We start from the raw sequence: 24,592 nt of genomic DNA, 5'->3' as shown, positions 1-24,592 counted from the left end.
CCCTCACGCGTGCCGCTCGTGCCCACGGTACCGGCTCTGCCAGGATGACCGGATGTCCTCGCCGACGATCAGCCGCCGCGCTCGTCCGGCGTACCCGATCCTGCTGTTGCTCGCCCCGGTGCTGGCCGCCGGCTGTGCGACCACCCGGCCGGGGGTGCCCGACGGCGCCGCGCCGACGCCACCGTCGGTCTGGGCGACCGCCGACCAGCCGGCGTCGCAGCCGCCCACGCCGGCGGCGACCGGCCCGAGCTCCCCGGCGCCGTCGTCGGCCAGGCCGTCGGCGACGGCACCCCGCACCGGGCTGAAGCACGTCTTTCCGGTACGCGCCGACAACGTCGACTACCACCCGACGCACGGGGCGTACCCGGGGACGGATCTCTTCGCCGACTGCGGCGAACCGTTCGTGGCGGTGACCGACGGGACGGTGCTGCAGGTGAGCCGCGTGGACCGCTACCGCAAGCGTGGGCCGCAGGGCCCGGACAACGGCGGCCTGTCGGTCGCCCTGCTCGGCGACGACGGGGTGCGGTACTACGGCTCGCACCTGAGTGTCGTGGCCAGCGGAGTCGACCCCGGGGTGCGGGTCCGCGCCGGGCAGCAGCTCGGCAAGGTGGGCCGCACCGGCAACGCGAACAACGTGTGTCACGTGCACTTCGGCATCTCGCCGGCGTGCGCGGGCAAGGACGGCTGGTGGATCCGGCGCGGGGTGATCTGGCCGGCGCGTTACCTGGACTCCTGGCGGCGCGGCGGCAACAAGGAGCCGGCCGCCGAGGTCACCGCGTGGCAACGCAAGCACGGCTGCCCGAAGGCGCCCTGACATGGCTCGCGCGAGAGATCCCATCGCCGACCTGCGCCGGATCGCGTTCCTGTTGGAACGGGCGAACGAGGCCACCTACCGGGTGCGCGCGTTCCGGTCGGCGGCGAAGGCGCTGGCCGGCCTGCCTGCGGCCGAGCTGACCGAACGGGCCGGCAACGGCACGCTCACCGAACTGGCCGGTGTCGGTGACGTCACGGCCCGCTGCGTGGCGGAGTCCCTCGCCGGTGAGGAACCGGTCTATCTCCGCCGGCTGGTGGCGACCGAGGGCAGCGACCTGGACGCCGAGGCCACGGCGCTCCGCGCCGCCCTGCGCGGCGACTGTCACACCCACTCGGACTGGTCCGACGGCGGCTCGCCCATCGAGGAGATGGCGCTGGCGGCTGTGGAGTTGGGCCATGAGTACCTGGTGCTGACCGACCACTCGCCCCGGCTGACGGTTGCCCGGGGGCTGACCGCGGAGCGGCTGCGCCGGCAGCTCGACCACGTGGCGCAGGTAAACGCGGCGCTGCCCGAGGGTTTCCGGATCCTCACCGGGATCGAGGTGGACATCCTCGCCGACGGCTCCCTGGACCAGGACGACGACCTGCTGGCGCGGCTCGACGTGGTGGTCGGGTCGGTGCACAGCGGCCTGAAGGACGAGCGGTCGAAGATGACCCGGCGGATGCTGAAGGTGGTCGCCAACCCGCACCTGGACATCCTCGGTCACGTCACCGGCCGGATGGTGTCGTCCCGCCCGGCCGGGGTGACCGGTCCGGGCGATCGGGGGCACCGCGCGCGTACGCGGGCGGAGAGCGACTTCGACGCGGACGCCGTCTTCGCCGCCTGCGCCGAGCACGACACCGCCGTCGAGATCAACTCTCGGCCGGAGCGGCAGGACCCGCCGAAGCGCCTGATCCGCCGCGCCCTGGAGGCTGGCTGCCGGTTCGCCATCAACACCGACGCGCACGCGCCCGGCCAACTCGACTGGCAACGGTTCGGCTGTGAACGCGCCGCCCTGTGCGGCGTTCCCGCCGACCGCGTGATCAACACCTGGTCGGCAGAGCAACTGGTGGCCTGGACGCACAACCGCACCTGACCAGCCCTCCGGCGCCCGCCCCGCCCCGATCACCTACCGGATGACCCGTCCGCGAGCGGGCGCGTCGGTGTCAGCGGTGGGCGGGTTCGGCGGCGGGTGTGGCGGGAGCGCCGACGCCGACGACCGGGCTGCTCCGGCGGCGACTGAACATCCCCTGCGAGACCGCGACCCCGAGCAGCACGATCAGCGCGCCGACCGGTTGGTGCCAGTTGAGTCGTTCGTCGAGCGCCAGAGCACCGATCAGCACCGCGAAGATCGGAATCAGGTACGTGACAGTGGACGCGGTGCTCGCGCCGGCCACCCGGATGTTCCGCATGTTGATCACGAACGCGAGCCCGGTGCCGAGCGCGCCGAGGGTCAGCACACTTGCCACCACTCCTGCCGACAGCTCGGTGGGCAGCGGCGGCAGGCCGGCGACGAAGGGAGTGACGATTGCCAGTTGCGCGGCGGCGAGCAGCAGTTGCGCCGTGGAGAGCGACAGACCCGAGTACGCGCTGCCGGCGACGAACCGCTTCTGGTACGGGATGGCCACGCCGTAGCAGGCCGCCGCACCGAAGCACATGAGCTGCCCGGTGAAGTGCGCCCCGCCGATGCCCTCCCAGACCCCGAGCACCACCAGCACTCCGACGAAGCCCAGCCCGAGCCCGACCGCGCGGCGCGCTGTGAGCCGCTCGGTGCGGAAGACCAGCACCGCCAGCGGCAGCACGATCAAGGGCGTGGTGGCATTCCAGATGCCGGCCAGCATCGACTCGACCCGCTGCTCGCCGTAACCGAAGAGGGTGAACGGCACTGCCACGCCGAAGGCGGCGACGACTGTCAGGTGCGCCCAGACCCGGGGCTCGCGGGGCAGCCGGTCGCGCAGCACGGCGAGGACCACCAGCAGGGTCAACGCGCCGGCGAGGACCCGGTAGAGGGTGAGTTGGACCGGGTGCAGCTCGGCCACCCCGACCTTGATGAAGAGAAAGCTGGAACCCCAGATCGCGGCGAGGGCGACAAAGCCGGGCAGCCAGGCGCGGACCGGCGCTCTGTCAGGAGTGGTATCGGTGGTCACCCCTGACACTCTGCCCCAACCGTGCGACAAAGTCGCGCGCCTTTCGGCCGTCACGCAGTGCCTGAACCCGCAGCTCCAACACGACAAACGTCGGCGACATGGGGGTGGGGTGGTCACGTAGGGTCGCAGCGTGGGACGAATTGATGAACTCGCCAACCGCTACGTGGCCGAGTGGGCGCCGTTGAGCCCCACCGGCGCCACCTTCGTCGGCATCGCCGGCCATGACGACCAGCTCGACGACCTCTCGCCCGACGGCTACGGGGCGCGCGCGGACCTCACCCGCCGGACCCTCGCCGAGCTGGAGGTGACCGAGCCGGAGACCGAATCGGAACGGACCGCCAAGGAGGCCATGCAGGAACGACTCGGCCTGGACCTCGCCCGGTACGACGCCGGTGAGGTGACCAGCGAGGTCAGCGTGATCACCAGCGGGCTGCACGAGATCCGCATGGTGTTCGACCTGATGCCCACCGCCACCAGCGACGACCAGGCCAACATCGCCGCCCGGCTCAACGGCTTCGGCGCGGCGCTGGAGGGCTACAAGACCACACTGCGTGCGGCGCTCGCCGCCGGTGAGGTCAGCTCGAAGGTGCAGCTGGTCGAGGTGGCCAAGCAGTGCGACATCTGGGTCGACCCGACCGGGGACAACTTCTTCCACGGGCTGGTCGAGCGGCTCGGGGCGGAAGGCACGCTCGGCTCGGAACTGCGTCGGGGTGCGGCGGCGGCGACCGCGGCGACCGCCGAGTTCGGCCAGTTCCTGCGTAGCGAGCTGGCCCCGCACGGGCGGGACAAGCAGGCCGCCGGCCGGGAGCGCTACGAGCTCGCCTCGCAGTACTTCCTCGGCGCCAAGGTCGACCTGGACGAGACGTACGCCTGGGGCTTCGCCGAGCTGGCCCGCCTGGAGGCGGAGATGCGGGTCGTGGCGGGACGCATCGCCGGCTCCGGTGCCAGCGTCGACGAGGCCGTGGCCAAGTTGGACGCCGACCCGGCCCGGACCATCCAGGGCAAGGAGGCATTCCGAGACTGGATGCAGGCGCTGGCCGACAAGGCGATCACCGAGCTGCACGGCACCCACTTCGACATCCCGGAGCAGGTCCGCCGCATCGAGTGCTGCCTCGCACCGACCAGTGACGGCGCCATCTACTACACCGGCCCGAGTGAGGACTTCTCCCGCCCGGGTCGCATGTGGTGGGCGGTGCCGCAGGGCATCAGCGACTTCTCCACCTGGCGAGAGGTGACCACCGTCTTCCACGAGGGCGTGCCGGGTCACCACCTCCAGGTGGCGCAGACCGCCGTCCGGGCCGACCTGCTCAACCGTTGGCAGCGGCTGCTCTGCTGGGTCTCCGGCCACGGTGAGGGCTGGGCGCTCTACTCGGAGCGGCTGATGGACGAGCTGGGCTACCTGGAGGATCCGGGCGACAAGCTGGGCATGCTCGACGGCCAGGCGATGCGCGCCGCACGGGTGATCGTGGACATCGGCATGCACCTGGAGCTGGAGATCCCGAAGGACAATCCGTTCGGTTTCCACCCGGGCGAGCGGTGGACGCCCGAGCTGGGCTGGGAGTTCATGCGGGCGCACTGCCGGGTTCCGGACGAGAACCTGCGCTTCGAGCTGAACCGCTACCTGGGTTGGCCGGGGCAGGCGCCGTCGTACAAGGTGGGTGAGCGGATCTGGCTCCAGGCCCGCGAGGACGCCAAGGCCCGCAAGGGCGCCGATTTCGACCTGCGGGAGTTCCACCGGCAGGCGTTGGATCTGGGTGCGCTGGGTCTCGACCCGCTGCGCCGGGCGCTGGCCCGACTCTGACCGGCGGTGGCTGCGCGCGCCGACGGTACGACGAGTCCGTCGCCGCGCGCGGCCACGCCCGGAGCCCAGGCTGCTCGCGCGACAGAGCGCTGCACACCGAGGCCGCTCTGCGGCTGTGCGCTCAGCCGAGGGTGAGTGCCAACGCCGGGCGGGCGGTCAGCGTGTCGCTGGTGACGTACGCCAGGTCGATGGCGGGGTCGGTGAATGTGATCGGGATGGGCGAGGTGATCGGGAGGCCGTCCGGTAGCGGCAGATCCGGGGTCAGCGTGATCTTGATGCCGAGCAGCCGACCGACGAACCGGGTCGCGTAGAAGGCGACGTCTCCCCGCACTGTCAACTGGTTGGTCGCGTACCGCTGGTTGCGCCCTGCGGGGCCGTCGGCCCGCAGCAGGAAGTCGGTGGTCACCGCCTCCCGCATGCTGAACTTCAGCACCTTGAGGTCGCCCTTCACCGTGTGCAGGTCCGTGACCCCGTCGAACCGCAGCCCGGTCATCCGCACCGACGACCCGGTGAGCTTCGACGGCGTCTGGGCCACCGTCGGCAGGGCCGGATCGGCGGCGATCCGCGGCAGAAGCTTGCCCGGCTGCACAGTTCCCGGCTTGCCGGGCTTGCCCGGGGCCGGCTTGCCCGGGGGCCGCGACGGACAGTCGACGGGGCCGGGACGAGACGTCGCCGTGCTGGTCGGCCGGGCTGTCGGCGTGGCGGTGGGACGCACCGAGGGCGCGGGGTCCGCCTGGTCTCCGATGCCGAGCAGATCGCCGATCCCGTCCAGGATGTCGGTGATCACGTTGCCACCCCGCGCAGGGCTCGGGGTGGGCGTCGGCGTGGTCGCGCTGCGACTGGGCGACGGGGTGGCGGCCCGGGGCGGGGTGGGACAACCGGTCGAGGCCGGCCGGTTCGGTGCGGCCTGCACCGCTCGGGGCTGGCTGGCCAGACCGACGGCCGCCAGGCCGAGGATCACGAGAGCGATGGCGAAGGCTCGCGGATCAGCGGAACGCCCCGGCCACTCGGGCGGCGCACCCTCGTCGGACGCTCCGGCCCCCGGATGATCGACCCGCACGACACCACACTGGTCGACACCGCGCTCGTCGACACCGTCCTGGCCGACACCGTCCTGTTCGGTGCCGCCACGGTCGGATCCGTCGGCACCAACCTCAGCCAGGCCAACGTCGACCAGGCCGGCACCGCCCTGGTCATCGCCGTTCTGCTCGATCTCGGCCTGTTGCGGGGCGTGGGGTGTGGAGTGGATCGGGGTCCAGGCGAAGGCGAGCGCGCCTCCGACGATGCCGAGCAGCAGACCGACGAAGAAGCCGCCCAGGTTGAGCCCGATCAGCGAGTACACAGCGGTGACCGCCGCGACGACCGAGTAGAACAGCCGCTGCGCCGGGGTGAACCAGAGCAGCAGGCCACAGGTCACCAGGATGATCGGGATCAGCAGCGAGAGCAGGCCGGTCGCGCCGCTGTGGAAGCTGAGACCGTTGAGGGTCATCCGGGTGGAGGCGAACATCTCCAGCCCGGCCAGGGCGATGAGCAATCCGCCCCAGAACGGCCGGCTGCGCTGCCAGCGGCGGAAGCGCCGCCACGCCTGAGCCGGACCACCGGGCCGGGCGTGGGACGGGTTCGCGGTTGTCACGTACTCCTCCTGGCCGAGCGGGGACGGGACCGAGCGGGGACGGGACCGAGCGGGTTTGGGTCGGACCCGGCCCGCGGTGCTGACCACCGCGGGCCTGGGCTCAACTCAGAAGCACTCCTTGCCCTTGGCGTCGTCACCCACGTTGACCTTGAGTCGGAGGCCGACCAGGTTGAACGTGGCCGCCGTGGTGTAGCGGGAGACCTGTTGCAGGTTGGTGATGGTGACGTGGTCGGAGTTCTGACCGAACGAGCCGGCTTGCGCCGTCGGGTTCAGGTCGGTGGCGTCCCGACCGATCCTGATGTTGGTGAAGGTCGCGTTGCCGTTCAACGAGTCCATCGCGATCAGCAGGTCCTTGGCGCGGGCGGGTTCCTTGCCCTCGCCGGCGTTGATGGTGAGCACCACCGGCAGGCCCGGCAGGTCGGCGCGGACGGACTGGCAGAGGCTGTACAACTCGGCGCTGCTGATCTCGGAGAGGGCGATCGGGTGGACCTGACCGGACTTCCCGTCCTTGCCCTTCTCGCGGACGATGCCGCCGTACTGCTTGAAGCCGTCGCCCTCGAGGCGGTCGGCGCCGATCTTGAACGTCTGCCCGGAGACAGTGATGTCGGACGCGATCGCGCCTGTCGACATTCCGAAGAGGATGGCGCCGGCAGCCGCCGTGGCGGGCACCATCATCGCGGCGAAACGCCACCATCGGGTACGACCCTGACTGTCCAACCGATCCTGCACGGGTTCCTCCTCGGGTCGATGCGCGCGAGTGGCCGGTCTCGAGCGGGCGACCCGCACTGGGAGCCCGCGGTCTGTTACCGGCTGGTAACCATCGGGCTTGATGGTGCACCCGCTGCGGCGCAGGTCACAACCCCCTGATTACCGAGCGGTAACAGTCGGACGACCAGGCGGAGGTGGGGCATCACGGAAAGTGAGATACCGCGCCCTCGCAACCCTCCTATATGGCCACAAGGCGGGCGTAGGGCGGCAGCAGGTTCAGCGCAACGTGACTCTACATTGACTAATTACAATCGAATAACAAATGTAAAGCGCGCAGGTCGTACGGGTTGCCACATAGACCGAGGGGCGAACCGCGTCGCGGTCCACCCCTCGGTCGTACGTCGGTCGTACGCGCGTCAGCGCTGCTCCACCTCGCCCGGAGCCGGACGCTGGGTCGGCACGGTCGGGTCCTCAGACTTCCAGTTGGTCGAAGCCGGCGGGATCTCGTCGCTCAGTGGCCCGCCGACCGGCTGCGGCCTGGGCTGCTCGACCGTGTCCGTGTCACGCACCGGCTCCTGGTCCACCCGGGTCGGCGTCGGGTCGTCCACCGCCGGCTCGGCGCGGTGCCGGGCCGTCCCACCCTCGGGCCGGGTCACCAGCCACACACCGAAGACGACAGCGATCAGACCGAGGACACCGGAGACGATCGGGCCCCAGAAACTGATCAGGCCGATCTTGAAGCGGTTGTCCTTTACCGTCTCGACACTGCGGCTGACCGTGTCGTCGGTGTAGTTGAAGTCCGCGTCCAACAGCACGGTGGGGGTGCCGGTGTTGGGGCGCAGCTCCTTGTGCTGCTGCTCCCGCACGTTCACGTAGGAGCCGGTGACCGGGTCCACCCAGACCGTCCGGATGTTGCTGTAGACGATCTGACCGCTGGTGGCACCGGGCGCGAACTTGCCGACCAGCGTCTGGAGGCTGCTCTCCGGGGTGGCCAGCACCTCGTTCTCGATCCGCTGCTCGAAGCGGTACGCCTCGATGCCCTTGATCTTCTCGGTGCCGACGAACTTCGCCGGGGTGGCCCGCTTCAGGTCACGGTCGAAAATCTGGTAGTCGCGCTTGTCGGTGCCGAACGGGAACTTGTAGATCTGGCCGGTGTACTTCACGTTGCCGACCGGAGTCCCGTCCGCCCCGGTCTCGTTGAGCCACTGGTCCTTCCACGAGGCGGCCGCACCGGAGATCCGGTAGAGAGCGAGTTCGGTGCTGTACTGGCTGACCACGTCCTGGTTGTCGGTGCGCCGGACCGTCTGGTAGACGTCCCAGATCACCGCGTCGCCCTTGAGCTCCGCGGGCAGCCGGTCCTTGGTGTCGTCGGGCTGCGGAATGACCTCCACGTTGGACACCAGGTCGCCCTGCGGAACCTCGATGCTCACCGAGCTACCGGTGGCCGTGATCTTCAGGAACCTGGCGTTCTTCGCCTCGGCGACGGACGTCGTTGGCTCAAGATCGTAGGGGAGCTTGGTCACGGCGGGGGCCACATAAAACGGCAGCCCGGCCGCGAAGACCAGCAATAAGACGCCAAGCCCGAAGAGCGCGGCGCCCACGCGAAGCTTCACTCATCCTCCTGTAACCTGCCGCCCTACGACCTGTTGTCCGGGGCACCCGATCCTTAACATGGCGGGAGGTTACTCCCCGGTCACCTTCAAAGCGACCCCCTGGATGTCCAGATGTCCACAGCCGCCGCGCCAACAGTTTCGGAGCCTTCGGTAACCGGCCGACTTCCCGCCCTCGACGCGCTGCGAGCAATCGGCGCGGTGGCGGTCGTCGGTCACCACGTCGGGTTCCAGACCGCCGTCACCATGAACACCACCTGGGGCGGCTGGCTGGCTCGACTGGACGTCGGCGTCGCCATCTTCTTCGTACTGTCCGGGTTTCTGCTGTTTCGGCCGTGGGCGCTCAACGCCGCTACGGGCCGGGCCCGACCCCGCGCCAAGCGCTACCTGTGGCGGCGATCCCTGCGCATCCTGCCCGCCTACTGGTTGGCGATCGCGGTCTGCCTGATCGTCTTGCCGCAGAACGGGCAGGCGTCCGTCGGCGACTGGATCCGCCATCTCACCTTCACGCAGATCTACCAACCCGGGCAGTTGCGCGCCGGGCTCAGCCAGACCTGGAGTCTCGCCACCGAGGTCGTGTTCTACCTGATCCTGCCGCTGATCGCCGTGCTCGCCGTCGGCCGGTCCTGGCGTCCGGTCCGGACCATCGTGATCGTCAGCGGAAGTGCGCTGCTCACCGCCGGTTGGCTCACCCTGATGGGGTTCGGCTGGCTCGACGCCGCCCTGCACACCATGTGGTTCCCCTCGTACGCCGCCTGGTTCGGCACCGGCATGGCACTGGCGGCGGCGCACGTCGCCCTGCGCACCGGGACCGCGCCCGCGGCCTTCCGGATCCTGGACGACCTGGCCTCGGCGCCGGTCACCTGCTGGGCCGCCGCCGTCGGCCTGATGGCGATCGCGACGACGCCAGTCGCCGGCCCCCGCGACCTCACCGAGCCGACGGCCGCCGAGTTCGGCGTCAAGCTGGCCCTCTACCTCGTGATCGCGGCGCTGATCCTGATCCCGGTTGCCTTCGGCGGGCCGAGCCGGGCCAAGGAGATCTTCGGCAGCTCGTCCGCCCGGTGGCTCGGCGCGGTCTCGTACGGGCTGTTCCTGTGGCACCCCATGGTCATCGAACTCATCTACCTGGTCGACGACCGACAGCTGTTCACCGGCGGGCTGCTCAACACCTTCGCCCTCACCATGGCCTTCGGCCTGGTGTACGCGGCGGTCAGCTACTACGGCGTCGAGCGGCCCCTGCAACTGCTCGGGTCGCAGGGTCGGCGCCGATTCACCGGGCGTGGGCAGACGTCCGGGACCCCCGCCGCCGACGTGGCCGCACCGGCCACCACACCGCCGACCGTCGCTGCTGGCACTCCGGTGCCCACCGTCGGCGGGTAGCGCGCAGCGCTGGCTCATCGGGGCATTGCCGGCCGGCACACCAGCCCCTAATGTGACGCGGGTCGCTAAATTACTTGAGAGTAGGGTTCGCGTGGAGCGTCGCTTCGGCATGCCCGGACACGTGTTGTTCCTCAACTGGCGAGACACCCGCAACCCCGAGGGTGGCGGTTCCGAGGTGTACGTCGAACGGATCGCCGCCGAACTGGTGGCGCGCGGATTCCGCGCCACTCTCTTCTGCGCCGCCCACAGCCAGGCTCCCGCCGACGAGGTCAACGAGGCGGGCGTACGGCTGGTGCGGCGCGGCGGCCGACACAGCGTCTACCTCTGGGCGGCACTCTGTTACGTGGGCGGCGCGCTGGGCATCGGCCCGCTGGCGGCCCGCCGCGGCGGCCGGCCCGACGTCCTGGTCGACGTCTGCAACGGGTTGCCGTTCCTCGCCCCGCTGTGGTCACGACGCCCCGTGGTCAAGCTGATCCACCACGTGCACCGCGAACAGTGGCCGGTGGTGCTTCCACAGTGGGCGGCCCGGTTCGGCTGGTGGATCGAATCGTCGCTCGCCGTACGCGTCTACCAGCGGTGCCGGTACGTCACCGTCTCGGAGGCGACCCGCCGAGAGTTGGCAGTGCTCGGCGTGCCGCCGGAGCAGGTCTCCGTGGTGCACAACGGCACCCCGACGCTGCCCCACACCGACGCCGAACGGGCGACGTTCCCACTGCTCGTGACGCTGAACCGGCTGGTGCCCCACAAGCGGGTGGAGGTGGCGCTGCGGGCCGTCGCGGCCCTCGCCGACGAGCTGCCCCAACTACGTCTGGTCGTCGCCGGCCAGGGCTGGTGGGAGTCGCACCTGCGTGAACTCGCCGCGGAGTTGGACATCACCGAGCGGGTGGACTTCCGGGGCTTCGTGACCGAGGAGGAGAAGGCCGCCCTGCTCGCCTCGGCCTGGGTGGCGCTGACCCCGTCCCTCAAGGAGGGCTGGGGGCTCACGATCGTGGAGGCGGGTTCGGCGGGCACGCCGACTGTGGCGTTCCGGGCAGCGGGCGGAGTCGCCGAAGCTATCGCCGACGGGCGTACCGGCCTGCTGGCCGACGACATCGACGACTACCTGATGAAGGTGCGCACGCTTCTGCACCGGGATGAGCTGCGCCGGGAGATGGGTGCCCAGGCCCGGGAGCACGCCGCCAGCTTCACCTGGCAGGCGGCGGGTGGGCGCTTCGAGGCGATCCTCAAGGGTGTGGAGTCGCCCCGCCCAGTGCAGCAGCGGGGCGAGCCGTCCTACCTGTCGCCGTAAACCGCTGGGGCGTACGGGTCCTTCTTACCGGCCCGCTTGGCCGCCTCCGAGACGAGCTTGGCCTCACTCGCGGCCTCCTCGTCGGTGGCGGTCGCGGCGGCCGAGATCCCGCCGAGAGCCAGGATCCCCAGCAACGCCGCCACCAGGCCAGACACGACCAGGGTCAGAGCTCTACGCATGCCAATCCTCCAATGGCGAGACGTGCGAGCGGACGTTACCACGCGGTAGCTCGCCGGTGTAGTGCCGAAACGGCGGCAGCGATGACCACCAGAAGGGCAGCGCTGAGGGCCACCACCACCGCCAGTCGGGCCGGCCCGGACCCACCGGATTCCCGCACCGTCGCCGGGTTGCGGTACAGCGTGAGGAACGGTCCGTCGTGGACGCGCTCCAGGCCGCCGAGCACCTGAGAGTCCACCTCGCCGGAGACCTCGTGCTGCACCAGGACCCAGCGCACCCCTGTGGTCCAGACCGGCCGTCCCTCGGCCAGCGCCCGGCGCATCTCACGGACGCGCGGGTTCTCGCCGGCCACGGCGACGTCGCCGACCCGGAGCGTGTCGTCGGTCAGCACCGTCCCCGGCAGGTAGCGCGGCGCCGGGTCCAGGACGACCCGACCAGGGTTCCACTGGTACGCCCGGTAGGCGCTCAGCGGCAACGCGAGGATCTCCCCCGGCTCCTCCTCGATGTGCTCGGCCACCCGCTGCCACTCGGCCGGATAGCTCACCGGCCGAAGCCGACCGGCACCGCCGAACGCCAGGTCCGGCAGGACGGCCACCGGCAGGAACAGCAGCCCGACCAGGACCACCCCGGCCACCTCCCGGTCGATCCGGGCCACCAGCCGCTCGGCCCCCAACGCCGCGCACACCACCAGCAGCAGGGCATACGGCGCCAGGAACTTCTGCCCATCTCGCAGCAGCCCCGCGCCCGGCAGGTGCACCACCGCCCAGCGCAGCGCGGCATCCCCGCCGGGGAGCAGCCCGAACGCGGCGAGCACACAACCGGTCCCGGCGAGCACCGCCAGGCGCGCCGCCCCACCCCTGGGTAGCCGGTGCCGCAGCAGGCCCGCACCGACGCCGGCCAGGATCAGCAGCACGACTGTCGCCACCGGCACCAGTGGCGTCGCGCGACTGGAGGGGGTGGCCTGCGCGCTCCAGATGCCACCGGTGCCGGCCAGCGCCACCAGTGGGCCGGCCCAGTTCTCCGAACGCGCCGCGAACGCCGCCACCCCCGCCGGGTCCGAGGAACCCCCGGCACCGGTGACCAGGGCCGCGACCACCCAGGGCGCGTTGAGCACTCCGACCGCTGCCAACGCCTGCCGGGACCGGTGCGGATGCATCCGCTGCGACACCAGCAGCGACCGGGGCGCGCGCATCCGGTCCGACGCCAGCAGCGACCGGGGCGCGCGCATCCGGTCCGACGCCAGCACCAGCACAGTTGCCAGCGCGATCAGACCGCCGGTCGGCGTGATGGCGGCGGGAGCGGCGGCAAGCACCACCCGGGCGAGCGCGCCGTCGCGCCCGGCCCGCAGGTCCAGCGCCGCCCGCACCAGCCAGGGCAGCGCGGCGTACGCGAGCAGCAGCCCCCACTGCCCGATCAGCAACCGCTCGGCGAGGTAGGGCGTCCACGCGTACGCCAACGCGGCGAACAGCCGGACCGCTCGCCGTTCGGTCGGCACCAACCGGCCAGCGCCGACCGCCGCGAGGAAGACCGCCCCGGCGAGCGCCAGCCGCTGCACCACCCAGCCCGGCACGAGCTGGGTGACCAGCGAGACCAGCGCGTCCATCGGCACCGCCCGGGGCAGACTCTGCGCCGGGGCGACGAGATCCCAGGTCAACGGCTGCCGGGGTACGAACACCATGTCGTACAGCAATGCGTAGCCGGGCGCCGCCAGCGGGGCCAGCACCACCACGGTGACCGCCGCCGCTACCGCGTACAGCGACAGCGTGTGCCGCGCCCGCCGAACCGGTGCGGCCTCGACGCCGTCGGTCGGCTCAACCATTCACGATGCCGGCACCGCCCGGCCGATGGTGATCAGCTCGGTGCACACCCCGACCCCTGGCGTCTGGACGGTGACCTCGACGGCGTCCCCCGCACCCTCCAGCAGGAAGTACAGGTCGTTCAGCCCGCGTCGCAGGGTGATCTCGCGCGTGGCGTCCCCGAGCCGGAACAGCGCTGTCGAGTCGCCCGAGCTGAGGTAGCCGAAGTGCACCACGTACGGCCACTCCACCAGGTACCCGTCCAACGGGATCCGGGTGGGTCGGCCGCCCTCGGCCAGGTGCCCGCAACCGTCCACCGGGCCGGGCACGATCTTCCGTCCCTGGACCACCACCGGGCGGATCCGACCGAGATCATCGAACGTCGACGGTCGCGCGGCCTCCGTCACGAAGGTGGGTCGACGCTCGGCCGGGCGGAAGAAGTGCGACTGGAGATTGTCCGGCCAGAAGTAACCGGCGATCACCCGGTCCGGGACGGCGGTGTCGAAGAAGACGGTGCCCGGCGGCGCTGCGGCGAGCTCAGCCTGCGTCGTCGCGAGATAGTCCCGCCCGTACTTCGTACTCCAGTTGTCCCCGAAACGGGCAGTGCTCCACAGGGTGCCCACGCCGATGGTCGCCAGGACGATGATCATCGAGACCAGGCCGACAGCGAACGCGCCCGGCTCCCGCAGGACCGTCGGCACCGGCCACGCCGACACCTCGTCCTCGTCGGTGTCCTTGATCCCCAGCAGTGCCGCACCCACACAGATCGCGGCGACCAGCACGACGTCGGCGACGTACCGGGGGACGACGCCGATCAGTGGGCCGAGCGGCCCGCCCAGCCGGGTGATGGCGAAGAGCGCGGCGACCAGGCCGAGGTAGGAGGTCAGCAGCAGCCAGGCCCGGCCGGCCGACGGACGCCGCCGGACGGTGACCACGACGAGCGTCGCCAGCACCGCCCACGACAACCACTTGGCGATGTCGTACGGGTCGACGAGCGGGGGACCGTCACCGGCGTAGCTCCAGCGCCAGGGACCCCCGAGCAGACCCGGCACCACTGTCTCGCCGACCAGGTCACCGAGGAAGTTGAGGACCGGACCGACCGAGGTCGGGTCCCGGAGTTCACCGGAGGGACGCGTCAGGTAGAACGCCAGGTATCCCCCCGACAGCGCGCCGAGCATCAGCCAGGCCGGCCAGTACCGGCGGATCGCCGTCGCGAGGCTGCGCCACACGCCACCGGAGGTGAAGAGGAAGACTGTCAGCAGGAACAGCAGCGGCACGATCAGCAGCGACTTGGTGTCGAAGAGCAGGCCGAACACCAGCCAGAGCGCGACCGCCACGAGGTGCCGCAGGCGACCGGTCCGCACGTACCGGACCTGGGCTGCCACCGCCATGACCAGTGCCAACTGCATCGGCAGCACGAGCAGCCCGACCAACCACAGCGAGGAGACCTCAAGCGTCAGCGGGCTGAACACGAACAGGCACAACGGAATGAGCAGGCCCCAGCCGGGCCGGAGCAGGTCGCGCAACAGCCGGTAGACGGCGATTCCGGTGGCCGCCTGGCCAACCGCCAGCAGCAACACCCACGGCCAGGTGGCGAAGCCCGCAGCCCGCACCATCGCCCAGGCCACCAGCAGGCCGCCGGGCATGAGGTGGTTGTTGAACGTACGCAGGAGATAGTCCGCGTCCAGCCCGGTGTCGAGAACCTGGGCGGCGATGACGAACTCGTCCTGCGAGAACCAGCCACGGGTGGCGAGGCCGGCGCGCCAGGCGACGGACACCGCGATGAGGGCGATCGCCACGGCGCGGACGGGGTCGGCGCGGAGCCATCGGCCGATCGGCCCGGGCCCGTCGCCGTCGGACGCGACGCGTTCCGGATGCGTCTCGGCCTCAGCTTCTGGCATTGACATGGTCGGCAGCCTGCCACACGCTTACACGCCGTGGGGACGGCCGTTCTCCCGATAACGCCACCGCAGCGCCCCTGGTCGCCCGTCCGTGCCCGGTCCGGATAACGTCGCGCGACAGTCGTCGGCTGCAGGTGCGCGTCCGGCCGGTGAAGACAGGAGCCGAAATGCGTGCAGAGGTGGCCAGTGACGCCGCTCCGGGGTCCAGCCGGAGCCGGCACACGGCCCGACGGTTCCGGCACCTGGTCATCTGCATCGCTCTCACCGCCCTCGCCTTCCAGCAGGCCCCGGGCCAGGTCGTCCCGGACACCAAGGTCGACCTGAATGTCAACCCGGCCGGGTGGCTGCTCCGCTCGCTGCACCTGTGGGACCCCACCGGCACGTTCGGCCAGCTACAGAACCAGGCGTACGGCTATCTCTGGCCGATGGGCCCGTTCTTCCTGCTCGGGTCGGAGTCCGGCCTCGCGCCATGGGTGGTGCAGCGGCTGTGGTGGGCACTGCTCTTCTGTGTCGCCTACCTGGGGGCCGTACGCCTGGCGGGCCGGCTCACCATCGGGACGCCCGCCGGGCGCATGATCGCCGGCGTCGCCTTCGCGCTGTCACCGCGCATCCTCACCCAGCTCGGCTGGTCCTCGGTGGAAGCCTGGCCCAGCGCCGTCGCCCCCTGGGTGCTCATTCCGCTGGTCGGTCTCGCCGCCGGCACGCGACTGCGACGCGCTGTCGCCGCGTCGGCCATCGCCGTCGCCTGCGCCGGTGGGGTCAACGCCACCGCCGTGTTCGCTGTGGTGCCACTGGCGATGCTCTGGCTCGCCACCGTCCAGCCCGTACGCCGCCGGGTCTCCGCCATCGCCGCCTGGTGCGGCGCGGTGGCCCTGGCCACCGCGTGGTGGTTGGTCCCGCTGCTGGTCCTCGGGCGGTACAGCCCACCCTTCCTGGACTACATCGAGACCGCCCGAAACACCACGAGCGTCACCGACGGGCTGACCACGTTGCGCGGCGCCTCCTACTGGGTCGCCTACCTGGCCTCTCCGTTCGGAGCGACCATCCCGTCCGGTGCGCGACTCGCCAACGAGGCGGTGCTGGTCGCCGCCACCCTGGCGGTCGCCGCCCTCGGTGTGCTCGGGCTGTCCCGCCGGGGGATGCCGCACCGCCGGTTCCTCATCACCGGTCTGGTGCTCGGCGTCGCGCTCGTCGGTCTCGGGCACGTCGGCGACCTGCCGAACATCCTCGCCGGGCCACAGCGGGAGTTCCTCGACGGCGTCGGCGCACCCCTGCGCAACGTGCACAAGTTCGACGTCCTGCTCCGCCTACCTCTGTGCCTGGGCATGGCGCACCTGATCGGGCTGGCCGTCCGGGCGGCGCGCACCGCGCCCGCACGGCACCGTCCGCGAACCGTCGCACGCGCCTGGCTGACCGCCGGCGCCGCCATCGTCGCCGTCACGGCGGTCGCCACGCCCGCCCTCGCGGGCGGTCTCGCCACCCCGGGCAGCGTCAAGGAGGTGCCCGGCTACTGGCACGACGCCACCGAATGGCTCGACGCGAACACGGGACGCGGGCGGGTGCTCGTCGTACCCGGGGCGCGTTTCCCGTCGTACGACTGGGGCAACACCACCGACGAGATCACCCAGCCGCTGCTCAACAGCCGGTGGGCCGTACGCAACGCCATCCCCTTCACCCCACCGACCACCATCCGGCTGCTGGACGTGATCGAGTCGACGCTCGCCACCGGCGCCGGCTCGACCGGCCTGGCCGACCTGCTGGCCCGATCCGGAATCAGCCACGTCCTGTTCCGGGCCGACCTCGACCACGGCCGCTCCGACACGGCCCGCCCAGCGGTGGTCCGCCAGGCGCTGGAACGTTCACCCGGGCTGACCCGCGTCACGTCCTTCGGCCCCCTGCGCGGCGGGCCCTCGTCTCCCGACGAGTTCCGCGACCATGGGCTCGACGTGCCCGTCCGGGCGCTGGAGGTCTACCGGGTCGACCGGCCCGTCGAGCCGGTGGTCGCCTACGACAAATCCGACGTGACGACAGTGGTGGGCGGCCCCGAGTCACTGCTCGACCTCGCCGCGGCCGGGCAACTCGGCTCGGCACCCACGGTCCTGGCCGGCGACGCGTCGACAGCCGACGTCGCCGGACCGGTGGCGATGACCGATGGCCTGCGCAGGCGGGACGTGTCGTTCGGCGGACTGCGCGACAACACCTCGCAGACGTTGACCGCCGACGACACCTTCGAGGTCACCGCACCCGCCCACGACTACCTGCCCGAGTGGGGCGCGGCGCACTCCACCGTCGCCCGTTTCGAGGGCATCGACGCGATCCGCACCTCCACCGCCCGTTCGCAGGTGGACAGCCCCGGCGGTGCCCGCCCCGAGCACCAGCCGTACGCGGCGATGGACGGCAACCCGGCAACCTCCTGGCAGTCCGCGCCGTACTCGCCCAGCGACCAACAGTGGATCGAGGTGGACCTCGCCAACCCGACGACTGTCACCCGGGTCGAGGTGTGGTTCGACCTGAAGGCCGATGCCCTGCCCACTACGGTGACCGTCAGCGCCGGGTACGAGAGCAGCACCAACGAACAGTTCAGCGACCACATGGTGTTCGAACTGCCCGGCGTCCACGCCACCCGCGAGGTCCGGGTGTCGGTCGACAGCGCGTACGACCTGCGCCCGTTCGGAAACGGCTCGGTCGGTGTCGCCGAGATCAAGATCCCCGGTATCCAGACCAGCCGCACCCTGGTCCTGCCCGCCGCACCGGTCACCGACCGGCCGGCGACCGTCGTCGTGTCCGCGGCACCCACCACGCCGGCCTGCTTCTCCGTCGACGGGCACCCGCGCTGCTCCACCGACGCCATCCGTGGTTCCGAGGACGGGTCCACCATCGACCGGACAGTGACCCTGCCGGCGGCCGGCGCGTACGACGCCAAACTGTGGGCGCGGCCGACGGCCGGCCCCGACCTGGACAACGCCCTCGACAAGCTGGTGACCGACGCGCAGCCGCTGCGCCTCGCGGCGCAGATCAGCGCCTCCTCGACGGCAGTGCCCGACCCGACCGGCCGGGCCGGTGCAGCGCTCGACGGGAACCCGGCCACCAGCTGGTCACCGGCGATCGACGACGAGGCACCGATCCTGCGACTCAAGTGGCTCAAGCCGCAGACCATCACCGGCCTCCGCTTTGCGGTCGACGACAAGACAGCCGCCACCCGTCTCGGCAGTGTGCGCGTGGTCGGCGACGACGGCTTCCGCAGCAGCCTGCTCGGCGACGACGGGCTGCTCCGCCTGGACCCGCCGATGCGGACCGACGAGATCACCATCCAGTTCCTCGACAAGCCGTCGGCCACCAGCACCGACCCGTACAAGCTGCGGCTGCCGGAGCGGTTGCCCATCGCGGTCGGCGAGGTGACGGTGCTACCCGGAGCGCCCACCGTCGGACCTCGCCTCGACACACCACTGTCGCTGGCCTGCGGATCGGGGCCGACACTCCAGATCGGCGCGGCACGGGTCACCACCACGCTGCGCGGCACGCTCCGCGACCTGCTGGAAATGCGCGAGATGGCGGTGACGCCGTGCGGCCGGGAAACGCCCCGGCAGCTTGACCTGGGCCGCGGGGAGCACCGCGTCGTCGCCACCTCGAGCCAGCTGACCTCGCCCACCACTGTTGCCCTGGTACCGAAGACGACCACCCCGGCCTCGGCGACCGCCAGCGCCAGCGCCACCGAGATCGAATCCTGGGCGGCCACCGAGCGACGGGTTCGGGTGGCCAGTCACCCCGTCGACCGGGTGCTCGCCGTGCGGGAGAACACCAACACCGGTTGGCAGGCCACCATCGGCGGACGGACGCTGAAGCCGCTGGTGGTGGACGGGTGGCAGCAGGGCTGGATCCTTCCCGCCGGCGCCTCCGGAGAGGTGCTGTTGCGTTTCGCCCCGGACACGCCGTACCGGGCGGGGCTTCTCCTCGGCGGCATCCTGCTCGCGGTGGTGGTCCTGCTCGCTGTGGTGCCCGCCCGACAGCCCACCGGGCGAACCTCGGCGGCCGTCCCACCACGCGGCCGACGTCGGGTCACCCGCTCGCTGCCGCTGCTGGCCGTCGGAGCCGCCGCGCTGGTGCTGTGGAGCGGCCTCATCGGCGGCCTACTGGTCGCGGCGGGATTCATGCTGGCGGTACCCGGCCCACGCCGCCTGCCCTGGCCGGCCGACCCACACCGGGCCAGGACGATCAGCCGGGCCGTCGAGACCTGGCTCCCCGGCGCGCTCGTCCTGCTCGCCGGGTTGCTCTACCTCGACTCGACGCGGCGGCACACCGACGCGCTCGTGCAACTCACCATCGTCGTCGCCCTGGGTGCCCTCTGGCTCTCCACCGCCGCCCGACGGCGGCCCGTACGCCGGGCCAGGCCGACCGCCGCGACCCCAGCCGCTCCGGCCGCTGCGCTCGTCGCGGAAGGACCGAAGCCGTACCCGGCCGAACCGGCGAGGCCCGGCCAGGCGGCCGGGCCGGCCGACGGGCAGCTTCCGACCTTCTCCGAGATCACGTGAGCCCTCGACGACCCGTCCGTCGCAAGAGGACGGCCCAGACGGAGCTTGCACGCGGATGGAGCACCGGCCTCGGCGCTGCCGGCGTCAGCGTCACGGTGGCCGGGGTCCTGGTCAACGGCATGGCCTACCTGGTGCCGGTCCTGGCCGCCCGTCGGCTCGACCCGGCCGACCTCAGCACGCTCGCCGCCGCCCTGGGTCTGGTGGCCATCGTCGGTGTGCCAGGGCTCGGCCTGCAACTGGCCGTCGCCGTGCACCGTGCCCGGCACGGCGCCTCCGACACTCGGCGGCTGACCGCCGTCACCGCCACAGTGTGCGCGGTAACCCTGGTCGCGGCGACACCGCTGCTGGTGACCGCCCTGGATCTCCCGGTCGAGATGCCCGCGCTGCTGGCGGTCACCACTGCGGCGATAGTGCTCTCCTCCCGGTCCCTCGGAGAGTTGCAGGGTGGCCAACGCTTCGTACGACTCGCCATCGGGATGGCGGTGCTCGCCGCCGGCCGCTACGGCGGCGTGATCGCCGGGTTGCTGCTCGGCGCGGGACCGACCGGCGCGCTGGCGGTCGGCGCGTTGACCGCCGCCCTCACCCCAGCGGTCCTGGCCCGACTCGCCCGCGAGCCCCAACTGTCGTCCACCGCCCCACGGCTGACAGTCGCTCAGGTTGTCGCCGGCTGCGGTGCGACACTGGCGATGCTCGTCGTCTCCTACGCCGACCTGCTGCTGTCCCGGCAACTGCTGTCCGCGTCGGATTCCGGGGCGTACTCGGTCGGCACCGTCCTGAGCAAGGGCGCGCTCTGGGCACCGCAGGTCGCCGCCGTCCTCGCCCTACCGCGGCTGGCCCGCGGTGACCGGCGCAGCCGAACGGTTGCGCTCGCGGTGACCGGCGGGTGTGGCGCGGTGCTGGTCCTCGCCTCGACGCTCGCCGGAGGGCTCGCATTCCGCTTCGCCGGTGGGCCCGACTACGACCACCTGGGCCGGTACGCACCAGTCTTCGCGGCGGTCGGTGCGCTCTACGCGGTGACGTTCGTGCTGCTCAACGACCGCCTCGCGGCCGGCGCACGCTGGGCGGCGGCACCGCTGTGGGTGGGCGTGGCCGGCCTGGTGGCCGTCACCGCGACCCTCCGGCCGCACACCATCCCCGGTCTCCTCCTCGCGGCAGTGGGCACTGCCATCGTCACCACAGCGCTGATGGCGGTGACGGCCCGTCGGCCCGCGCCGGTTCCGGCGACCGAGCCGACTAGCCCTCCGCGAGCCAGTCCGTCAGCAGTCGGTGGTCGATCGAGTCCACCCGACCGAGCGGACGACCCGAGGACGCCCGGTCCCGCAGCTCCGCCCGGGTGAACCAGCGCGCCTCCAGCAACTCCTCGCCGTCCACGCGTACCTCGTCGGCGGTGGCTGTGGCCCGGAAGCCCACCATCAGGCCGGCGGGAAACGGCCACGCCTGTGACCCCTGGTAGGTCACGTCGGTGACTGTCACGCCCGCCTCCTCGCCCATCTCCCGCCGGACCGCGTCCTCCAGGCTCTCACCGATCTCGACGAAGCCGGCCAGCGTCGAGTACGCGTCCTCGGCCGCACCCGCGTGCCGGGCCAGCAGGCAGCGCCCCGACCGACCGGGTGCCTCGACCAAGACGATGACGGCCGGCTCGATCCGGGGGAACAGCAGACGTCCGCACTCCGTGCCGGTGCAGGTCCGCAGGTGCCCGCCGCCGCCGGCGACGGCCGGCGCGCCGCACGTACCGCAAAATCGCTGCTGCCGGTGCCAGTGCAACAAACCCCTGGCGTACGCCAGGACGGACGCGTCGCCGGGTTCGAGCCGCCCGACCAGTGCCCGCACGTCGACGGACCGCACCGCACCGGCCATCTCGACGGCGGACCGCTCGGGGAGCGCGGAGAGGTCCGCGGCGAACACGGCGGCCTCCCCATCGAGCCCCAGGAAGACGGTCTCGCCGGCGGCGGACCGGACCAGCGCCGCGCGCTCCGCGCCGAGCCGGACCGGCCCGTGCTCGTCCACGAGACAACGGTCCCGCCAGATCGGCAACAGCACTGTGGTCGACGCGGTGAGCAACGCACCCAACCGCGTCGGATCGGTACGCAACGGTCCCGCCCGGTCCAGCGAACCGCCCCCGTACGCCAACACCCGCTCCGCAGTGCTCACCCGGTCACCGTGCCACGTCGGTGGTCGGCCGTCGGCACCGCCCCCGGACCGGCGCGACACGCCGAACGACACGCGGTAGCAGCGCCTGGTGGGCGTAGCCGACGAGGACGGCCGGGCATTCGTTACCGTAGGTGCCTCCGGGAGGGAGGACCTCCCGCGGCACCCTGGCGATCGAGGTTGCAGTGACGCTGTACGGCGAAAACAGTCCACCCGCCGACGACCGGCCCACAGTGCAGGTCACCGCGGTCACCTGGCCGGACGACGGACCTGAGCCGGTCACCACAGCCACTCCCGGCGAGCCGGACGGCGGCCCTCGCCGGCCGCGTCGGGTGCGCATGCTGCTCGCCACCGGCATCACCGGTGGCGTCCTCGCCGCCGTGGCGGGCGCCGGTGCCTGGGCGTACGCCGGTGACGTTCCCCGTGGCACCAGCGTGCTCGGCACCGAACTGGGCGGCCGGAGCCGCGCGGACGCCGACCGGGAATTGCGGGCAGAGCTGGACCGGCGGGCGGCAACGCTCGCCACGCCGCTGAAGGTCACCGTCGACGGGCGCACCGCCGAGATCAACCCCGCCGACGTGGGGTTGACCGTCGACGTGCCGGCGACCGTCGCGGCAGCCGCCGAGGCCGACGCGCACCCGGTCAGCCGGTTGGTCGGCTCCCGCACCGTCGAGCCCGTGGTGACAGTCGACGCGGGTCGGTTGGACGACGCGCTCCGTAAGGTGCTCGGCAACCAGGCCCAGGGCATGACGATGCCGGCGATCACCTATCAGGGCACCACGCCGAAGGTGGTACGGCCCAAGCCCGGGCTGGCTCTGAAGCCGGAGCGTTCCGCCGAGGTGGTCCGCACCGGCTGGTTGGCCGGCGCCCCGGTCACCGTGCCCCTGGTGGAGACCCACCCGGCGACCACCCCGGAGGAGTTGGACCGGATGGTCAGCGAGCTGGCGAAGCCGGCGGTCGCCGCACCGGTCACCCTGCGCACCACCAAGGGCCAGGTGTCGATCCCGCCCGCCGCCATCGCGAAGAGCCTCCGGTTCAGCGCCGACAAGACCGGCAAGCTCACCCCCTCGGTGGACGTCAAGCGGCTGCGGGCGGCGCTCGGCGACAAGCTGGCCGCCATCGAGGTGCCAACGAAGGACGCCACGATGACCATTTCCGGTGGCCGGCCCACCGCCAAGGAGGGGCGATCCGGCCAGCAGCTGGACACGGCGGCCCTCAGTCGAGACCTGCTGGCCGTGCTACCCAAGGCGGACGGCCGCGAGGTGACCGGCGAGTTGAAGCCGACGCCGCCGCAGCTGACCGCGGAGAAGCTCGCCGGTCTGGGCATCAAGGAGCGGGTGTCGACCTTCACCACACGATTCACCGGCGGCATGGCCTCGTCGCGCAGCCAGAACATCGCGACCATCGCGAGGAAGGTGGACGGCACGGTCGTGCTACCTGGAAAGACGTTCTCGCTCAACGGGCACACCGGCGAGCGCGGCTACGCCCAGGGCTACCGGGACGCACCCGTCATCCTCGACGGCAAGCTGGTGCCGGGTGTCGGCGGCGGCACCTCGCAGTTCACCACCACGCTGTTCAACGCGACCTACTACGCCGGATTGGAGGACGTCGAGCACAAGCCGCACTCGTACTGGTTCGACAGGTACCCGGCGGTCATCGAGTCGACCATCTTCTGGCCGAACCTGGACTTCAAGTTCCGCAACAACACCGAGTACGGCGTACTCATCGACACGTCGTACACGTCCAGCACGATCACCGTGTCGATCTGGAGCACGAAGATCTACGACAGCGTGAAGACCGAGTACGGGCCGCGCCACAACATCACGACGCCGAAACAGATCCATCTGGCTCCCGGCCCCTCGTGCATCGAGACCAACGGCATCAACGGCTTCACCCAGGACGCCTTCCGGGTCATCAAGAAGGGCGGCGTGGTGGTCAAGCGGGAGAAGTTCACCTGGCGCTACGACGCCGAACCCCGCTACGTCTGCGGGCCGAAACCGTCCTGAGGCCCGACCCGCTCCGCGTCGATGCTGCTCTGAGGTCCGCCCAGCTCCAAGCCCAGCTCACGCCTGCGGTCGGCTCAGGCCCGCGGTCAACTCGGGTCAGCGCGGTCCGCTCAGGCCTGGCGTCAGGTCACCAGCGTTGCCGCCGTGCCCATTGCGCTTGCCGCCCTGCGGTGGCATCGGCACCCTGCGAGTCTCCTGCACCCGGATCTCGGCCCGGAACCGGTGCGCCGCAGGGTGCCACATCTCCTCGAACGGACCCATCACCTCGCCCCCAACGCCACGACGGCGGACCCGGGACGCAAGCCACCAGAGGATGCCCAGCACCGCCGCCACGCAGCCGGCGAACACCGCAAATATCAGGACCTCATCCACGGGCCGAGCCTAGCCCCGAGCCCCAGACCCACTCCTGAACCACCGCGATCTTGCACTTTCGGTCGTCGCAACGCGAACTCTGAGCCGATTTGTCGCCGCACAAACTGCAAGATCGCGGGTGAGAGAGGGTGCGCGGGGCAGGGCTCGGGGCAGACCCCAGACTGCTGACCTGCTGACCGTACGATCGCTGACCTCCGCTTGGCCGCAGCCGCAGGCCCGCGCAACATCCTGGATGTAGTTAGTGGCATCAGGACGCGCGGATACCACTACAACCAAGGATCGAGCGTGACCTTGTCGGGCTTA

At 71.4% G+C, this 24,592-nt stretch carries 17 protein-coding genes; 8 read left to right on the top strand and 9 right to left on the bottom strand.

Annotated features, from left to right (window positions below):
- Window positions 1-52: 52 nt before the first annotated feature.
- Entirely contained in the window at window positions 53-814 is a 762-nt protein-coding gene (locus AB0C20_RS12445; RefSeq protein WP_357190828.1) for a peptidoglycan DD-metalloendopeptidase family protein, read from the top strand.
- A 1-nt stretch (window position 815) separates the two neighbouring features.
- Complete coding sequence (locus tag AB0C20_RS12440) at window positions 816-1,889, top strand: PHP domain-containing protein (protein WP_357567974.1); 1,074 nt, start codon at window positions 816-818, stop codon at window positions 1,887-1,889.
- A gap of 70 nt (window positions 1,890-1,959) precedes the next feature.
- Here the strand turns inward: AB0C20_RS12440 and AB0C20_RS12435 are convergent, their stop codons facing one another.
- A complete protein-coding gene (locus AB0C20_RS12435; RefSeq protein ID WP_357567973.1) occupies window positions 1,960-2,940 on the bottom strand; it encodes a DMT family transporter in 981 nt (326 codons plus the stop codon).
- A gap of 130 nt (window positions 2,941-3,070) precedes the next feature.
- On the opposite strand from AB0C20_RS12435, the gene AB0C20_RS12430 reads away from it, so the two are divergent.
- Window positions 3,071-4,741 (top strand): DUF885 domain-containing protein, encoded by a 1,671-nt coding sequence (locus tag AB0C20_RS12430; RefSeq protein WP_357190823.1) that lies wholly within the window; start codon window positions 3,071-3,073, stop codon window positions 4,739-4,741.
- A gap of 121 nt (window positions 4,742-4,862) precedes the next feature.
- Here the strand turns inward: AB0C20_RS12430 and AB0C20_RS12425 are convergent, their stop codons facing one another.
- The 3 genes from AB0C20_RS12425 to AB0C20_RS12415 all read right to left on the bottom strand — a co-directional run bounded on the left by AB0C20_RS12425 (window position 4,863) and on the right by AB0C20_RS12415 (window position 8,695).
- Window positions 4,863-6,374 carry a DUF6114 domain-containing protein gene (locus AB0C20_RS12425; RefSeq protein ID WP_357567971.1) on the bottom strand — a complete coding sequence of 504 codons (1,512 nt, stop codon included), beginning with the start codon at window positions 6,372-6,374 and terminating at the stop codon, window positions 4,863-4,865.
- Between the two features lie 105 nt (window positions 6,375-6,479).
- On the bottom strand, window positions 6,480-7,103 hold the full coding sequence (locus AB0C20_RS12420) for a DUF6230 family protein (RefSeq protein ID WP_112700053.1): 624 nt from the start codon (window positions 7,101-7,103) through the stop codon (window positions 6,480-6,482).
- A 395-nt stretch (window positions 7,104-7,498) separates the two neighbouring features.
- Window positions 7,499-8,695: a DUF3068 domain-containing protein gene (locus tag AB0C20_RS12415; RefSeq protein ID WP_357567969.1), complete on the bottom strand. Its 1,197-nt coding sequence runs from the start codon at window positions 8,693-8,695 to the stop codon at window positions 7,499-7,501.
- A 111-nt stretch (window positions 8,696-8,806) separates the two neighbouring features.
- Between AB0C20_RS12415 and AB0C20_RS12410 the strand changes: the two genes are divergently transcribed.
- Together AB0C20_RS12410 and AB0C20_RS12405 are read left to right on the top strand one after the other, a co-directional pair.
- Window positions 8,807-10,072 carry an acyltransferase gene (locus AB0C20_RS12410; protein WP_357190816.1) on the top strand — a complete coding sequence of 422 codons (1,266 nt, stop codon included), beginning with the start codon at window positions 8,807-8,809 and terminating at the stop codon, window positions 10,070-10,072.
- Between the two features lie 109 nt (window positions 10,073-10,181).
- Window positions 10,182-11,360 carry a glycosyltransferase family 4 protein gene (locus tag AB0C20_RS12405; protein WP_357190898.1) on the top strand — a complete coding sequence of 393 codons (1,179 nt, stop codon included), beginning with the start codon at window positions 10,182-10,184 and terminating at the stop codon, window positions 11,358-11,360.
- Here AB0C20_RS12405 and AB0C20_RS12400 read toward each other — a convergent pair.
- From AB0C20_RS12400 to AB0C20_RS12390, 3 genes are read right to left on the bottom strand one after another with little or no spacing between them, the layout of a single operon-like run.
- Window positions 11,345-11,539 (bottom strand): hypothetical protein, encoded by a 195-nt coding sequence (locus AB0C20_RS12400; RefSeq protein WP_112589285.1) that lies wholly within the window; start codon window positions 11,537-11,539, stop codon window positions 11,345-11,347. The two genes, AB0C20_RS12405 and AB0C20_RS12400, sit on opposite strands and share 16 nt — an antisense overlap.
- Before the next feature lie 35 nt (window positions 11,540-11,574).
- On the bottom strand, window positions 11,575-13,356 hold the full coding sequence (locus AB0C20_RS12395) for a hypothetical protein (RefSeq protein ID WP_357567968.1): 1,782 nt from the start codon (window positions 13,354-13,356) through the stop codon (window positions 11,575-11,577).
- On the bottom strand, window positions 13,357-15,132 hold the full coding sequence (locus tag AB0C20_RS12390; protein ID WP_357190896.1) for a hypothetical protein: 1,776 nt from the start codon (window positions 15,130-15,132) through the stop codon (window positions 13,357-13,359).
- A 269-nt stretch (window positions 15,133-15,401) separates the two neighbouring features.
- Here AB0C20_RS12390 and AB0C20_RS12385 point away from each other — a divergent pair, with 269 nt between their 5' ends.
- Both AB0C20_RS12385 and AB0C20_RS12380 read left to right on the top strand, forming a co-directional pair.
- The gene (locus AB0C20_RS12385; RefSeq protein WP_357567967.1) at window positions 15,402-19,763 is read left to right on the top strand and encodes an alpha-(1->3)-arabinofuranosyltransferase; all 4,362 of its coding nucleotides are present in this window, start codon (window positions 15,402-15,404) and stop codon (window positions 19,761-19,763) included.
- A 119-nt stretch (window positions 19,764-19,882) separates the two neighbouring features.
- Entirely contained in the window at window positions 19,883-21,100 is a 1,218-nt protein-coding gene (locus AB0C20_RS12380; RefSeq protein ID WP_357567985.1) for a polysaccharide biosynthesis protein, read from the top strand.
- On the opposite strand, the gene nudC is transcribed toward AB0C20_RS12380, so the two are convergent.
- Entirely contained in the window at window positions 20,997-21,914 is a 918-nt protein-coding gene (gene nudC / locus AB0C20_RS12375; protein WP_357567966.1) for an NAD(+) diphosphatase, read from the bottom strand. The two genes, AB0C20_RS12380 and nudC, sit on opposite strands and share 104 nt — an antisense overlap.
- Before the next feature lie 182 nt (window positions 21,915-22,096).
- On the opposite strand from nudC, the gene AB0C20_RS12370 reads away from it, so the two are divergent.
- Window positions 22,097-23,917, top strand: a complete 1,821-nt coding sequence (locus AB0C20_RS12370; protein ID WP_357567965.1) for a VanW family protein — start codon at window positions 22,097-22,099, stop codon at window positions 23,915-23,917.
- Window positions 23,918-24,013: 96 nt separating this feature from the next.
- On the opposite strand, the gene AB0C20_RS12365 is transcribed toward AB0C20_RS12370, so the two are convergent.
- Window positions 24,014-24,289, bottom strand: a complete 276-nt coding sequence (locus AB0C20_RS12365; protein WP_357190802.1) for a hypothetical protein — start codon at window positions 24,287-24,289, stop codon at window positions 24,014-24,016.
- Between the last annotated feature and the right edge of the window lie 303 nt (window positions 24,290-24,592).

The organism is Micromonospora sp. NPDC048843, assembly GCF_040649965.1.
GTDB classification, from domain to species: domain Bacteria; phylum Actinomycetota; class Actinomycetes; order Mycobacteriales; family Micromonosporaceae; genus Micromonospora; species Micromonospora hortensis.
The sequence above is the reverse complement of the archived record's forward strand: the minus strand, read 5'-3'. Positions and strand labels throughout refer to the sequence as shown.